We start from the raw sequence: 13,124 nt of genomic DNA on the forward strand, positions 1-13,124 counted from the left end.
CGGGCAAGACGCAACGTTAAAGGTTGCACCGACGCGCAGCGGTAGTTCAGTCGGTTAGAATACCGGCCTGTCACGCCGGGGGTCGCGGGTTCGAGTCCCGTCCGCTGCGCCATATTTTCCAGGTCCGATTTGTCGGGTTTGAGATTGAAAGGCTTAGGCTGATCAGTCAGACGTTTAAAGACAGTTGAGGGTTTAGGTTCAACTGGTCAAGCGATACGCAGCGGTAGTTCAGTCGGTTAGAATACCGGCCTGTCACGCCGGGGGTCGCGGGTTCGAGTCCCGTCCGCTGCGCCATATCTGCCCCAAGGCCCACTGAACGCCTTGGAGCACAAAGCAAGCGTTAAGCTGCTTTGACCCGATAGCAAAGACCCTGGTCGAAAGACCGGGGTTTTTTGTGTCTGCGATTTGATATTTTGGGTTGAGCTTCTTCTGAAGTTGCCACTGGTCAATGTGGGGGCTGGTTTGCCTGCGATAGCTACACCTCGGTCCAAGGTATGGCCATCGTCGGCAGCCAGCTATCGCAATCAGAACCCCAGCTTATCCCGCAGCCCGTAATACCAGGCGCCCATCGCCGCAAACGGTGTGCGCAACAGTTGCCCGCCCGGGAACGGGTAGTGCGGCAGGTCGGCAAACGCATCAAAACGCTCTGCCTGGCCTCTCAACGCTTCTGCCAGCACCTTGCCCGCCAGGTGCGTGTACGTCACGCCGTGGCCACTGCAGCCCTGGGAGTAATAGATGTTGTCGCCCAGGCGACCCACCTGTGGCAGGCGCGACAGGGTCAGCAGGAAATTGCCGGTCCAGGCGTAATCGATCTTCACATCCTTGAGCTGCGGGAAGGCCTTGAGCATCTTCGGGCGGATGATCGCTTCGATGTTGGCCGGGTCGCGCGCGCCATACACCACGCCGCCGCCGAAGATCAGGCGCTTGTCACTGGTGAGGCGGTAGTAGTCCAGCAAGTAGTTGCAGTCCTCGACGCAGTAGTCCTGCGGCAGCAAGGTCTTGGCCAGTTCATCGCCCAGCGGGGCGGTGGTGATGACCTGGGTGCCGCACGGCATCGACTTGGCCGCCAGCTCCGGCACCAGGTTGCCCAGGTAGGCATTGCCCGCGACGATGATGAACTTGGCCCTGACCTTGCCCTCGGCGGTATGTACCACAGGGTTGGCGCCGCGTTCGATGCGCACCGCCGCAGACTGCTCGTAAATCGTGCCGCCCAGGGACTCTACCGCCGCTGCTTCGCCCAGTGCCAGGTTGAGCGGGTGAATATGGCCGCCGCTCATGTCCAGCAGGCCGCCGACATAGTTGTCACAGGCCACCACTTCGCGGATACGGCGCTCATCCAGCAACTCAAGCTGCGTATGGCCGTAGCGCTCCCACAGGCGCTGCTGCGACTCCAGGTGGCCCATGTGCTTGCTGTTGAGTGCAGCGAACACGCCGCCGTCCTTCAAGTCGCACTGGATCTGGTACTTGGCCACGCGCTCACGAATGATCCTGCCGCCCTCAAACGCCATCTGCCCCAGCAACTGCGCCTGCTTGGGGCCAACGCTGCGTTCGATCACGTCGATGTCGCGGCTATAGCTGTTGACGATCTGCCCACCATTGCGGCCCGAGGCGCCAAAGCCGACCTTGGCGGCTTCCAGTACCGTCACGCGAAAACCGTTCTCCAGCAGAAACAGCGCGCTGGACAGGCCGGTATAACCGGCGCCAATCACGCAGACATCGGTTTCGACTTCACCTTGCAGCACCGGGCGTGGCGGAACCGCATTCGCGGACGCGGCGTAATACGACTGGGGGTAGGGGGTGTTCGCCATCCTGGAACCTCTGTTTTATATTTTTTACGAGTGCGCCGATCCTACCTGAGTTGAAAATTGCCTGCCAGCCACCCGAAAACCCCGGGCATGCCTTTCACAAATAAAAAATTCGCATATTCATAGGGTTAGCTGCAAAAAAGATGTTGACACCCCTTCGGAATTCCGTAGAATGCCGCCTCACAGCAGGCACGTAGCTCAGTTGGTTAGAGCACCACCTTGACATGGTGGGGGTCGTTGGTTCGAGTCCAATCGCGCCTACCAAACAAAATCCGCTCTGCTGGGCGGTCTGGAAGGGCTCACCGAAAGGTGGGCCCTTTTTTGTTGCCTGCGATTTGTAAAACTTCCTTATCAACACTCCCGCCGCCATCGTTATGCTTTTACCCGTCGTGCTGCTGCTCTTCTGCAAGCTTATCGAATGCCGCCTGGGCGTTCATCACAGCTTCAGAATGTTGGAGCGTCCACCTATATAACGCACGAAATGGCTCTTCCAGCGTATGCCCCAGGTCGGTAACGCTGTACTCGACCGCGACTTGAGAAGAGGGAATGACGCGGCGCGACAAAATGCCGTTGCGCTCCAGGCGACGCAGGCTTTGCGTGAGCGCTTTTTGCGTAATGCCGTCGAGTCGACGTTTGATTTCATTGAAGCGCAGCGGGCTTTTACAGAGCGTTGCCAGTATCAATACGGACCATTTGTCCGCGATCTGATCGAGCAGTATCCGGCTGGTGCAATCAGCGGCGTAGACGACTGGAGGGTTCTCGTTTTGCCCCAACGCCTGAATAGCTTTTTCCTGCATGTAGTTTCCTCGGGTATACCTGAGCACTTTTAAGTGCCTTATTGATATTAGGTATACACCTTATACCATGGAGTTTCCTTTTGCTCGGAGCATCTCTCAATGAGTTCTACGAATCTCGACTCTCTATTTCAGCCGTTCACGATCAAGTCCTTGACCCTGAAGAATCGAATTGTAATGGCGCCTATGACGCGCGCTTTCGCCAAGGGCGGTGTGCCTGACGAACAAATCGCCGCTTATTACCGCAAGCGTGCGGAAAACCAGGTCGGGTTAATTCTGTCTGAGGGGACTGTGGTGGATCGTCCGGGCGCTCGTAATATGTCGCGGATTCCGTTTTTCCATGGCGATGAATCACTCGCAGGCTGGAAAGCAGTAATCGATGGTGTTCATCGTGCCGGTGGCAAAATGGGGCCGCAGATCTGGCACGTCGGGGCCGCGCCCAGTTTCCAGGAAGACTGGGCGCCCGCCGGTGGGTTTGAGAGCCCGTCGGGGCTTGCCGGTCCTCAAAAACCACTGGGGCAGGCCATGAATGATGAGGCGATTGCCGACACCATTGCGGCGTTCGCCAAGGCCGCTGCTGACGCCAAGCGGCTGGGGTTTGATACCGTCGAAATACACGGTGCCCACGGATACCTGCTGGACCAGTTTTTCTGGACAGGTACGAATGAACGCTCCGACCACTTCAACGGTGCAACGATCAAGGAGCGTTCACGGTTCGCGGCGGAAGTGGTCAAGGCCATACGCGCAGCCGTAGGGCCGGATTTCCCGGTCATTCTGCGTCTGAGTCAGTGGAAGCAGCAGGATTACAGCGCCCGATTGGCTACGACGCCTGAAAGCATGTCCGATTGGCTGGTGCCACTGGTGGAGGCCGGCGTGGACGTTTTGCATTGCTCTCAACGGCGCTTCTGGGAAGCCGAGTTCCCGGAACTGGACGGCGAGCAGGGTCTGAACTTTGCCGGCTGGGCCAAAAAGCTGACAGGCGCTGCGACTATCAGTGTCGGCTCTGTGGGGTTGTCCGGCGACTTCCTCGGCGCCTTCAGCGGCGAAAGCTCCCAACCGGCAGCGATCGACAATTTGGTGCAGCGATTGGAGAAAGAGGAGTTCGACTTGATCGCTGTTGGGCGAGCACTGCTGAGTGACGCGCAGTGGGTGAGGAAAATTCGAACGGGCAATTCGGCCGACTTGAAGCCTTTTGACGTAAAAGATTTGGCCGAGCTGGCCTGAGTCTCACACTTCTGACACGTGCAAAACCTTGAGTGTTGAAGGGCTCACCGAAAGGTGGGCTCTTTTTTTGGCTGGAATTTTGCCAATACCTGCCCATACCGCTTTGCGGGTTACTGCGCTGAGAACTGCTAGCAGAACAGCGTAGCCACCGATAACAGGCAGATAATCTGTGCAAACATCTGGCACCGTATCTCACCATTTGTTGTCGCCATACTCGTTTGTCCGGCGTACATAGCGGCTGCCTCCATCGGCAATACTGCGCTGAGCGCTGCGCAGGACCGCGCAACACTGTATTGAGTATAGGTCTGGAACGAGATCCATGCTGTCGAGACGACTTAAGGTGATTGAGCGCCGCTGGGTTAATGAAACTGGCGCAGATCCACTCAGGTTTGGTGCGCCCAAGGCATACTGAGGAGCGATTGAATTCAACCCATGGAGTCCGTAATGGAATTGGCAATGGAAGTATCGTTCGACGTGACGGCGCAGGAGCGCGAGGCCATTCTCAAGCCGCTGCGGGCTTTCAACCGCAGCCACACCGGCCAGATGCCGTCCGAAACGGTCGGTATTTTGCTGCGTGATCCCGCTTCTCAAGAAGTAGTGGGCGGTCTTTACGGGGAGATTTCCTTCGGGTGGTTGTTCATTGAACTGTTGAGCATTCCCGACCAGATGCGCACCCAAGGCACGGGGACGCGATTGATGCGTGCGGCTGAAGACCTGGCCCGTGAACGCGGTTGCGAGGGCATCTGGCTGGACACTTTCAGCTTCCAGGCGCCCGGGTTTTATCGCAAACAGGGCTTCACTGAATTTGGCCACATTGCTGATTTCCCGCCGGGCCATAAACGCCATTTTTTCCACAAGCGCTTGAGCTGAACTCCCTCAAAGCGCCGGGCCACCCGGCGCCCATCACCGACAAAATTTATTGGTTTGCAGCAACAATTTTTCTTGTTGGACACCTCCCGCCCCCAAGCAGCACAGTTGCCGCCACTGACGCTCGACCTCCCAGGTCAACAATAAAAAACCACGTCGGGCTGCACGCCACTTTCATGCTGTGAACCCTTTGTTCACATCCTGCCGTCATGGCGCCGCAGCGCGCATTCTAGGACTTAATCGTCATGCAAACTGTTGTGAACCTATGGCCGTTGATCGGCGTACTTGTCATCGTGGTTGGCTTTGTCCTGCGCTTCAATCCGTTGCTGGTGGTGACCGCCGCAGCCATCGCCACGGGGCTTGCCGCCCACTTCCCGCTGGAAAAAATCCTCGCCAGCATGGGCGAAGGCTTCCTTCAGACCCGCGCCTTGCAATTGATCCTGTTGCTGCCCCTGGCCGTTATTGGGCTGCTGGAGCGCCATGGCCTGCGCCTGCATGCGCAGAACTGGATCGCCCGCTTCGAGCGCGCCACGGTGGGGCGCTTGTTGATCATGTATCTATTTGTGCGCGAGTCCACGGCCGCCATGGGCCTCACCAGCCTGGGCGGGCATCCGCAGATGGTGCGGCCGTTGTTGGCGCCGATGGCCGAAGGCGCAGCGGAAAAACGCTACGGCAAACTGCCGGACAAACTGCGCCACAAGGTGTTGGCCATGTGTGCGGCGACCGATAACGTCGGGCTGTTTTTCGGTGAAGACATCTTTGTTGCCTTTGGTGCGATTGCGCTGATGCACACCTTCCTGCTCGGTTCGGGGATTGATGTGGAGCCGTTGCACATCGCGGTGTGGGGCATTCCGACGGCGATTTGTGCGTTTATCATCCATGCGATTCGCCTGCACCGGTTCGACCGAAGGCTTACCCGCGAGATGACGCCCGTCGCGACGCCGGTGGAGTCTGCGCAATGATTATCTCCATCGAGTACCTGTACTGGCTGGCCGGCATTCTGCTGTTGATTACCGCAGGCATGATCCTGCTGGATCGTACCCATCCCAAGCGCTGGTCCAGCGCGGCATTCTGGTTGCTGTTTGCCATTCCGTTCCTGGTCGGGGAGCGTTTGCCGCCGGTGGTTATCGGCGTTGGCGTGGTGGTGATGGCGTTGATCGCAGGTTTGGGCGGCGTGGGGCGTGGCGCGCATGCCCAGTTGCATGACAAGTCTGCCCGCGCCAGTGCCGGTCGGCTTGGCCACAAGCTGTTTATCCCGGCGTTGGCCATTCCGCTGACCACCGTGATTGGCTCGGTATTGCTCAAGCACACCGAAATCGGCGGCGTGCCATTGCTGGACCCGAAAAACACCACTTTTGTCTCCCTGGGCATCGGTTGCCTGATCGCCCTCGGCCTGGCCTGTTGGTTGACCCGCGACACACCGGTGCAAGCCTTGCGTGAATCCCGACGCCTGACCGAAGCCTTGGGCTGGGCCATGGTGCTGCCGCAAATGCTCGCCATGCTCGGCTTGCTGTTCAATGAAGCCGGGGTCGGCACAGCGGTTGCCCATGTCACCACCACCTATATCAACCTGGATTTCAAGCTGGTGGCGGTGATGGTGTATGTATTGGGCATGGCGCTGTTTACCGTGATCATGGGCAATGGTTTTGCGGCGTTCCCGGTGATGACCGGCGGTGTCGGCGTGCCGGTGCTGGTGGGCATCTACGGCGGCAACCCGGCGGTAATGGCGGCGATTGGCATGTTCTCCGGCTATTGCGGCACGTTGATGACGCCGATGGCGGCCAACTTCAATATAGTTCCGGCAGCCTTGCTGGAGTTGCCGGACAAGAACGCGGTCATCAAGGCGCAATTGCCCACGGCATTGATGATGCTGGTGGTCAATATTGTGCTGCTCTACCTGTTGATGTGAGGCGAGGATGAAAACGTTACTGTTGATGGGCTTCGAGCCCTTTGATCAAGACTCGGTAAACCCGTCCTGGGAGGCCGTGCGCCAGTTGGATGGGATGCTTTTGGGTGAGGGTGTGCAGATTGTTGCGCGCCGACTGCCTTGTGCATTTGCCTTGGTGGAGGAGTGCCTGGCTGAGTGGATCACCCAATTGCGCCCGGCGATGGTGATCGCCACGGGGCTTGGGCCTGGGCGCGACAGCATTTCCATGGAGCGGGTGGCGATCAACGTTAACGACGCGCGCATCCCTGACAACCTGGGTGCGCAACCCGTCGATACGCCGGTGGTGGTCGATGGGCCGGCCGCGTACTTCAGCACACTGCCGATCAAGGCCATGGTCAAGGCGTTGCGCGAGGCCGGGGTGCCTGCGGCGGTTTCGCAGACCGCGGGTACGTTTGTGTGTAATCAGGTGTTTTATCTGTTGCAGCACGCGCTGGCCGGCACGGACGTTCGCAGTGGGTTCATCCATGTGCCGAACTTGCCGGAGCAGGTGGGGACTGGGCTGGCATCGATGCCATTGGTGACAACCTTAGAAGGCTTGCGCCTGGCGGTGCAGGTGGCATGGAACACACCGGTTGATGTGGTGCAGGCCGGTGGCCAGGTCAGTTGACCCGGCTCGCGGTGTTCAGGCTTCGCGCCTGGGGAAAAACAACTCAAAACAGGTCACTCCGGCCTCACTGGTGACCCGGTAGCGGCCGTTATGCAGCTGCATGATGGTCGCGACAATCGACAGCCCCAGCCCATTGGACTGGGCCGAGCGTTCCCGTGACTCATCCACCCGGTAAAAACGCTCGAACAGGCGCGGCAAATGCTCGGCGGGAATGGTCTGCCCCTGGTTGCTGACGCGCAAGTTGATGCCCTCGGCGTCTGGAATGGCCTGAATCAGCAACTGCGAACTGGGTGCGCCGTACTTGATGGCGTTTGCACACAAATTTGCCAAGGCGCGGCGCAACAGCATCGGTTCGGCCCAGATCAGGCCTTCGCCCTCGGCCTGAATGTGAATATCCACATCGCTCGCCAACCCTTCGAAGTAGTCGGCTATACGCTCCACTTCATCCGCCGCACTCAGTTCCTGGCGTTGGCGCAGTGCGCTGGCCGGGTCGGTACGGGCGAGGAACAGCATGTTGTCGAGCATTCGTGCCAGGCGTTCGAGTTCTTCGACATTGGACGCCAGCAGTTGCTGGTAGCTCTCAATGTTACGGCTCTGTTGCAGGGCGACCTGGGTTTCCCCCAGCAAGTTGTTGATCGGCGTGCGCAGCTCGTGGGCCATGTCGGTGGATACCTGGCTCAGTTGCACAAAGCCCTTGGCCAACCGTTCAAGCATGGTATTGAAGGCGTCGATCATCGGCAGCAGCTCTTTGGGCGCGCCGTGGCTGTCGAGGCGTTCGGCCAGGTTGCCCACGCCGATACCTTGGGTGTGCACGGCCAGGCGCCGCAGTGGCACCAGCCCGCGGTGCACCAGCAGGTAGCTGATGATGGCGAGAATGACCGCGGCGATGCTGGCGAGGATAAACACGCTCAAGCGATAGCTGGCGAGCATCGCCGTGCGTTCGGTCATCAGGCGCCCGGTGGTGACTTGCAGGATGCCCAGGTCGCCCGAGTCGATGGACGCGGCCACGGTGGCGAAAGGCACGCCATTGATACCGGGTAAATGGTGCACGTCGGCAAAGCCCAGTTCACGGTTGGTGGGCACGGGCGGCACATCTGGCATTGCAATGTTGCCCGGGTTTACCAGCAGCAACGGCTTTTGCCCCGGCGCCGCGATGCTCAGCACCGACTCGCTGTTGCCCAGCATGTTCTGGAACAGCTCCGGCTTGGTCTTGATCAGGTCCAGGGTATTGCTGTCCTTGAGCAGGTTGCGCAACTGGTCGGCGCGATAAATCAGTGCGGCGTCGTCACGCTTGATCAGTTCACGCTCAAGCTCGCGGTACAACGCAACGCCCAAGGTGGCGAGCAGCGCGAAGGCGAGCAGGGCGAAGATCAGCGCCAGGCGCAGGGTCAGCGAATAATGGCGGCGAGGGTTCATGGCTGGGTGTCGAAGCGGTAGCCGATGCCCCGCACGCTGTGGATCAATTTGAGCTGGAATGGGTCGTCGATTTTCAGGCGCAGGCGCCGCACGGCGACGTCGACCACATTGGTGTCGCTGTCAAAGTTCATGTCCCAGACCCGCGAAGCAATCATCGAGCGTGATAACACCTGGTCCTGGTGCGTGGCGAACAGGTGCAGCAGGGCGAACTCCTTGTTGGTCAGCGTTATGCGCGTGCCGTTGCGGGTGACGCGGCGCTTGAGCACGTCGATCTGCAGGTCGGCGATGTGCAGTTGCTCTTCTTCGCGACTCGGGCCGCGACGCGTCAGGGTACGCAAGCGCGCGACCAGTTCGGCGAAGGAGAAGGGCTTGATCAGGTAGTCGTCGGCGCCCAGTTCCAGGCCCTTGATGCGGTCGGCGATGTCATCGCGGGCAGTGAGGAACAGCACCGGCGTGTCAGCCTCTTTGCGCAGGCGGCGCAGCACTTCCCAGCCGTCCATTTTCGGCATCATCACATCCAGCACGATGACGTCGAAGGGCGTTTCCAGCGCCTGGTGCAAGCCGTCTACGCCGTCGCGGGCAAGGCTCACCGAGTAACCCAGTTCCTGCAGGCCATTGAGCAGGTAATTGCCGGCCTTGGGTTCGTCTTCGACTACGAGGATGTTCATGGGAAGTGCCCTGGTTCGCTGCGTTGCGCAAGTGTAGCCGGATCAATTGTCACTGGGGCAACCGATGCCTTGCACCTGGTAGTCCAGCACGTGTTCACGGTCTTGGGAGTCGAGGTATTTGAGTTGTGCCGGGACGATCCCGCATTGGCCGTAGGTGTCGGTGCTCGACAGCACTTTGGCCACGTCCAGGTGCACGAAGAAGCCGGTTTTGTCGTGGATCACGTTAGTTTCAGGGGCTGTGTCGGCAGCGAACGCAGAGCCGGTAGCAAGCAAAGCGGCAAAGCCCAGGATAAACAGTTTCATGGCAGTAGCTCTCTTTAAGGGTTGGCTGCCGGGGCTGGCAGTGAGTTCACAGTAACCAGGCACCCCAAACAGCCAGCCAACAGGATCATGACAAGTTTGTAATGCGTGGTTTAAGGCTGGCGGCCGGACGCTTCGAGGATCAGGTCGGTGATTGCCTTGGCGTTGGACACCAGCGACAAGTGGCTCGACGGCAGTTCGATGGTGGTCGCGTTCATGCGCTTGGCCAGAAAACGCTCCAGGTCCGGGTTGATGGTCTGGTCATTGCTCGACACTGCGTACCAGGACGGCTTGGTGTGCCAGGCGGCATTCACCGTGCGGCCGTTGAACAGGGTCTTGGCGATCGGCTGTTGTACCGCGAACAGCTGCAGGGCTTTGGCGCGCGGCACGTCAGCGGCGAAGTACTTGAGGAAGGCGTCCTGGTTCAGCGTCAGGTAACCGTCGTGCTCGACGACACCGGCGCGCACCGGCGTGCTGGGGTATTTGGCAGACAGGGCGACGAAGTCTTCGTTGGTGTCCGGTGCACGGGCGGCCACGTACACCAGTGAGCTGACCTTGGGGTTCGCCCCGGCGTCGCTGACCACGGTGCCGGCGTAGGAGTGACCGACCAGCACGGTAGGGCCGTCCTGTTGGTCCAGCACGCGGTTGGTGGCAGCGACGTCATCGGCCACCGAAGTCAGTGGGTTTTGTACGGCGGTCACATGCAGCCCGGCGGCCTGCAGGCGCGTGATCACCTCGGACCAGCTCGAGCCGTCAGCCCAGGACCCGTGCACCAGCACCACATTGTTGGCCTTGATCGGCGCGACAGTGCCGGCCATGGCGGTGCCGGTGCCCAGCATCAACAGGCTGGCGGCGATCAGGCAGAGTTTGCTGGCAGGTTTCATCGTGCGGCCCTTCATCATCAGTGGGAAGTTGTGCCACCCGGTGTGGGTGACTGACGACGCCACTGTATGAAGCGAGGGTGCTGACAAGCCTTACAGGCTCATTACAAACCTGTCATTCAATCGCAGGGGCCGCCAGATACCGCTGGCGTTTACAAGCGAGGAGGTGACCCGTAGATTGCATCGGGCCGATTATTTGTTACCGCCTATGAGGAAGCCACGCAGTGTCCATTCGAGGTCCAGCCGTATTCACCCAACGTTACCGCGCCTTCCTGTTTGATATGGATGGCACCCTGCTCAACTCCATTGCCGCCGCCGAGCGCGTGTGGAGCATCTGGGCTGAACGCCACGGTCTGGAGGTGGCGGCGTTCCTGACCACCATTCATGGCGCACGCGCCATTGACACCATTACCCGCCAGGCGCTGCCAGGGGTAGATCCCGAAGTTGAAGCACAGTGGATTACCGAGGCCGAAATCAACGACGTCGAAGGCGTGGTGGCGATTCCCGGTGCTGTCGGGTTTCTGAATAGCGTGCCTGGCGATCAATGGGCACTGGTCACGTCTGCGCCCAAGGCGCTCGCGCTACGACGCCTGGCTGCGGCCGGTATTACGCCCCCAGCCGTGCTGGTGACGGCCGAGGACGTTGCCAGCGGCAAGCCCGATCCCGCCTGTTACGTGCTGGGCGCCCAGCGTCTGGGTGTGCCGGTGCAGGATTGCCTGGTGTTCGAAGACGCTTCGGTGGGGATTCGCGCCGGGGAGGCGGCCGGCGCGGATGTGCTGGTTGTAACCAATACACACCTGACGCCGATCGTCACGGCGCATGCCTGCATTAACGACTATCAGCCGCTGCAGGTTCTGCGCGATGCAGAGGGCACGTTACGCTTGCAGCGCCTGGAAGACTGAAACGAAAAAGCCGAGCCCGTTATTGGTCTCGGCTTTGTGCGCAGGAAGGCGAGTCGGGTGGCGCCTGCAGTCGGCTGCTCTTGATGCCTTGGCGCGAAAGCACCATTTCCCTGAGGATTTCATTGGCAAGCCGGGCAATCGCCTCGGGGCCATGGTAGTGCGCGCGCACGATGCCGGTAATCGCGAAATGGTCGGTTTCCGGACCACTAAGGATGGCGGAAAGGGTGCCGTCAGCGTGTAACGTACAGGTGATCGCATAGCTGGGCAAACGCGCCGCCAGGGCCGCTTCGATTTGAGATTTGCTGAGGGTATCCATCTGCGTCAATGCCTTTCGGAAACCGTGCAAGCCCAAGCATAGATCCTGCCGCCGACCTGTAAATACCGGCGATCTAATAGCAGATTAGCCGCCATCAACGTGCGGTTTTCGGGTGCTCACGTTGCGCGGCGCGCTGGCATAATTTGCGCAAAATGGCTTTCTGGATAGGCTGTAGGCAGAACACGAACAGGTAGCCGCACAAGAAGAGTGTAAGTTCCATCGACGAACGCTTGCCGGGGTCACTGACTGTTTCGATCTCGAACTTCACGCCATATCCCAGCACCACGAAGGCCAGCCCTATCAGCAGGGCGATCCCCCAAGACTTGGAGGCAAGCGGTTGTTTTGCAATCGGTCTCATCGACGTGCTCCTGAACGCACACTGATGGTAGGGTTATAGTCAGTGGATTCGGCCGCGAATTACGCAACAAGTTCCAGTCGCCAAGACAGTTTTATCTTGCAGCGTAGCTGAAAGCATAAAGCACGCCGATCATGCAGGAAGCGCGAGTGGGCGGAAGGGTTTTCGCCAGCCATCACAATGAACGAAAAGGCTGGCTACTGAGTGAGGCGTCAAGGAGTCTGGTTTTTGTCCGGAGCTGTCAGGCCAGCCTGAATGCGCTGGTAGATCTCCTCGCGATGCACGGCAACGTCCTTGGGTGCGTTGATGCCGATTCGTACTTGCTGGCCGCTGACGCCCAGGATGGTGATCGTGATGTCATCACCGATGTTTATGCTTTCACCAACTTTGCGGGTGAGTATCAGCATGGACTTCTCCTTGATTACTTTTAAGGACACATGTTTCAGACAGGGCAGGTGTCGGATGTGTGTAGCTTACTGCTAAGCGCTTCCCTGTGACTGCCTCTTTTAGGACGCATAGAGGCGACATTAATTCCCATGGCGGCATCATACAGGTCTGCGATACATCATTCGCATTGTTTAAGCCAACGTTTATGACGGCCAGAATAGACAGTGAATGATAAAGTTGCCTCTTTATCCTTAAAGGAGCAGGGCAGTGCGTAAAGTAGCGATGGCAATTGCGGTGTTGGCGTTGGCCGGTTGCGGTGAAGGTAAACCGGTTGACGCCCCCAAGGCCAAGCCTGCCGTGACCGAGAGCCAGCCACAAACCGGGGCGATTGCCGCTCAGGAATGGGATGTGTGGGTAGGCCCGCCGGACCATAAGCTGCAAGCAATCACCGACCTGACTGCCTGGTTGCTCGAACATGGTTTCAACTTCTATATCGTCAAAACAGACGGCAAGGACGAGGTGTATCTAGGCCCGTTCGCGAGCAAGGCCGAGGCTGAAGCCAAGCAGGCGCTGCTGACCGAAAAGCTCGCACGGGCCAAGAAAAACGATACCGAATCAGAGGTTATCGAGCACAAGGTCGCGCAATAACCGGCA

General features: G+C 59.2%; 16 protein-coding genes and 3 tRNA genes. 10 read left to right on the top strand and 9 right to left on the bottom strand.

The window, feature by feature from the left end; genetic code table 11:
• The first annotated feature begins 35 nt into the window (after positions 1 to 35).
• Together GIW48_RS07020 and GIW48_RS07025 are read left to right on the top strand one after the other, a co-directional pair.
• Positions 36 to 112, top strand: a tRNA-Asp gene (locus GIW48_RS07020).
• Between the two features lie 105 nt (positions 113 to 217).
• Positions 218 to 294 (top strand) — tRNA-Asp (locus GIW48_RS07025).
• Positions 295 to 524: 230 nt separating this feature from the next.
• On the opposite strand, the gene GIW48_RS07030 is transcribed toward GIW48_RS07025, so the two are convergent.
• Positions 525 to 1,808, bottom strand: a complete 1,284-nt coding sequence (locus GIW48_RS07030; RefSeq protein WP_099549905.1) for an NAD(P)/FAD-dependent oxidoreductase — start codon at positions 1,806 to 1,808, stop codon at positions 525 to 527.
• 184 nt (positions 1,809 to 1,992) lie between these two features.
• On the opposite strand from GIW48_RS07030, the gene GIW48_RS07035 reads away from it, so the two are divergent.
• Positions 1,993 to 2,069: transfer RNA gene (locus GIW48_RS07035), tRNA-Val, on the top strand.
• A 116-nt stretch (positions 2,070 to 2,185) separates the two neighbouring features.
• Here the strand turns inward: GIW48_RS07035 and GIW48_RS07040 are convergent.
• Positions 2,186 to 2,602: a winged helix-turn-helix transcriptional regulator gene (locus GIW48_RS07040; RefSeq protein WP_017138750.1), complete on the bottom strand. Its 417-nt coding sequence runs from the start codon at positions 2,600 to 2,602 to the stop codon at positions 2,186 to 2,188.
• A gap of 99 nt (positions 2,603 to 2,701) precedes the next feature.
• On the opposite strand from GIW48_RS07040, the gene GIW48_RS07045 reads away from it, so the two are divergent.
• The 5 genes from GIW48_RS07045 to pcp all read left to right on the top strand — a co-directional run bounded on the left by GIW48_RS07045 (position 2,702) and on the right by pcp (position 7,245).
• Positions 2,702 to 3,823, top strand: coding sequence for an NADH:flavin oxidoreductase (locus GIW48_RS07045; RefSeq protein WP_017138751.1), 1,122 nt, complete (start codon positions 2,702 to 2,704; stop codon positions 3,821 to 3,823).
• 444 nt (positions 3,824 to 4,267) lie between these two features.
• Complete coding sequence (locus GIW48_RS07050; RefSeq protein WP_017138753.1) at positions 4,268 to 4,693, top strand: GNAT family N-acetyltransferase; 426 nt, start codon at positions 4,268 to 4,270, stop codon at positions 4,691 to 4,693.
• A gap of 242 nt (positions 4,694 to 4,935) precedes the next feature.
• Positions 4,936 to 5,652: a DUF969 domain-containing protein gene (locus tag GIW48_RS07055; protein WP_099549907.1), complete on the top strand. Its 717-nt coding sequence runs from the start codon at positions 4,936 to 4,938 to the stop codon at positions 5,650 to 5,652.
• The gene (locus GIW48_RS07060) at positions 5,649 to 6,599 is read left to right on the top strand and encodes a DUF979 domain-containing protein (RefSeq protein ID WP_236447874.1); all 951 of its coding nucleotides are present in this window, start codon (positions 5,649 to 5,651) and stop codon (positions 6,597 to 6,599) included. The genes GIW48_RS07055 and GIW48_RS07060 overlap by 4 nt, the downstream gene beginning before the upstream one ends.
• A 7-nt stretch (positions 6,600 to 6,606) precedes the next feature.
• On the top strand, positions 6,607 to 7,245 hold the full coding sequence (pcp, locus tag GIW48_RS07065) for a pyroglutamyl-peptidase I (RefSeq protein ID WP_236460737.1): 639 nt from the start codon (positions 6,607 to 6,609) through the stop codon (positions 7,243 to 7,245).
• A 15-nt stretch (positions 7,246 to 7,260) separates the two neighbouring features.
• On the opposite strand, the gene GIW48_RS07070 is transcribed toward pcp, so the two are convergent.
• From GIW48_RS07070 to GIW48_RS07085, 4 genes are all read right to left on the bottom strand, one after another.
• Entirely contained in the window at positions 7,261 to 8,661 is a 1,401-nt protein-coding gene (locus GIW48_RS07070; RefSeq protein WP_236460738.1) for a heavy metal sensor histidine kinase, read from the bottom strand.
• Positions 8,658 to 9,329: a heavy metal response regulator transcription factor gene (locus GIW48_RS07075; protein WP_056861264.1), complete on the bottom strand. Its 672-nt coding sequence runs from the start codon at positions 9,327 to 9,329 to the stop codon at positions 8,658 to 8,660. Before GIW48_RS07075 ends, GIW48_RS07070 begins: the two co-directional genes overlap by 4 nt.
• Positions 9,330 to 9,371: 42 nt before the next feature.
• Positions 9,372 to 9,632, bottom strand: coding sequence for a DUF2790 domain-containing protein (locus tag GIW48_RS07080; protein WP_017138759.1), 261 nt, complete (start codon positions 9,630 to 9,632; stop codon positions 9,372 to 9,374).
• 110 nt (positions 9,633 to 9,742) lie between these two features.
• Entirely contained in the window at positions 9,743 to 10,513 is a 771-nt protein-coding gene (locus tag GIW48_RS07085; RefSeq protein WP_236460739.1) for an alpha/beta fold hydrolase, read from the bottom strand.
• A 221-nt stretch (positions 10,514 to 10,734) separates the two neighbouring features.
• On the opposite strand from GIW48_RS07085, the gene GIW48_RS07090 reads away from it, so the two are divergent.
• The gene (locus GIW48_RS07090) at positions 10,735 to 11,412 is read left to right on the top strand and encodes an HAD-IA family hydrolase (protein ID WP_099549912.1); all 678 of its coding nucleotides are present in this window, start codon (positions 10,735 to 10,737) and stop codon (positions 11,410 to 11,412) included.
• Positions 11,413 to 11,431: 19 nt separating this feature from the next.
• Here GIW48_RS07090 and GIW48_RS07095 read toward each other — a convergent pair whose 3' ends face one another.
• From GIW48_RS07095 to csrA, 3 genes are all read right to left on the bottom strand, one after another.
• Entirely contained in the window at positions 11,432 to 11,728 is a 297-nt protein-coding gene (locus tag GIW48_RS07095) for a hypothetical protein (RefSeq protein WP_017138762.1), read from the bottom strand.
• 94 nt (positions 11,729 to 11,822) lie between these two features.
• Positions 11,823 to 12,086 (bottom strand): hypothetical protein, encoded by a 264-nt coding sequence (locus tag GIW48_RS07100; protein WP_017138763.1) that lies wholly within the window; start codon positions 12,084 to 12,086, stop codon positions 11,823 to 11,825.
• A 209-nt stretch (positions 12,087 to 12,295) separates the two neighbouring features.
• Positions 12,296 to 12,490 carry a carbon storage regulator CsrA gene (gene csrA, locus GIW48_RS07105; protein WP_003192511.1) on the bottom strand — a complete coding sequence of 65 codons (195 nt, stop codon included), beginning with the start codon at positions 12,488 to 12,490 and terminating at the stop codon, positions 12,296 to 12,298.
• Positions 12,491 to 12,752: 262 nt separating this feature from the next.
• On the opposite strand from csrA, the gene GIW48_RS07110 reads away from it, so the two are divergent.
• Positions 12,753 to 13,118 carry an SPOR domain-containing protein gene (locus GIW48_RS07110; RefSeq protein ID WP_017138764.1) on the top strand — a complete coding sequence of 122 codons (366 nt, stop codon included), beginning with the start codon at positions 12,753 to 12,755 and terminating at the stop codon, positions 13,116 to 13,118.
• The last annotated feature ends 6 nt before the right edge of the window (positions 13,119 to 13,124 follow it).

This window comes from Pseudomonas sp. PA-6-3C (genome assembly GCF_021605825.1).
Lineage (GTDB): Bacteria > Pseudomonadota > Gammaproteobacteria > Pseudomonadales > Pseudomonadaceae > Aquipseudomonas > Aquipseudomonas edaphica.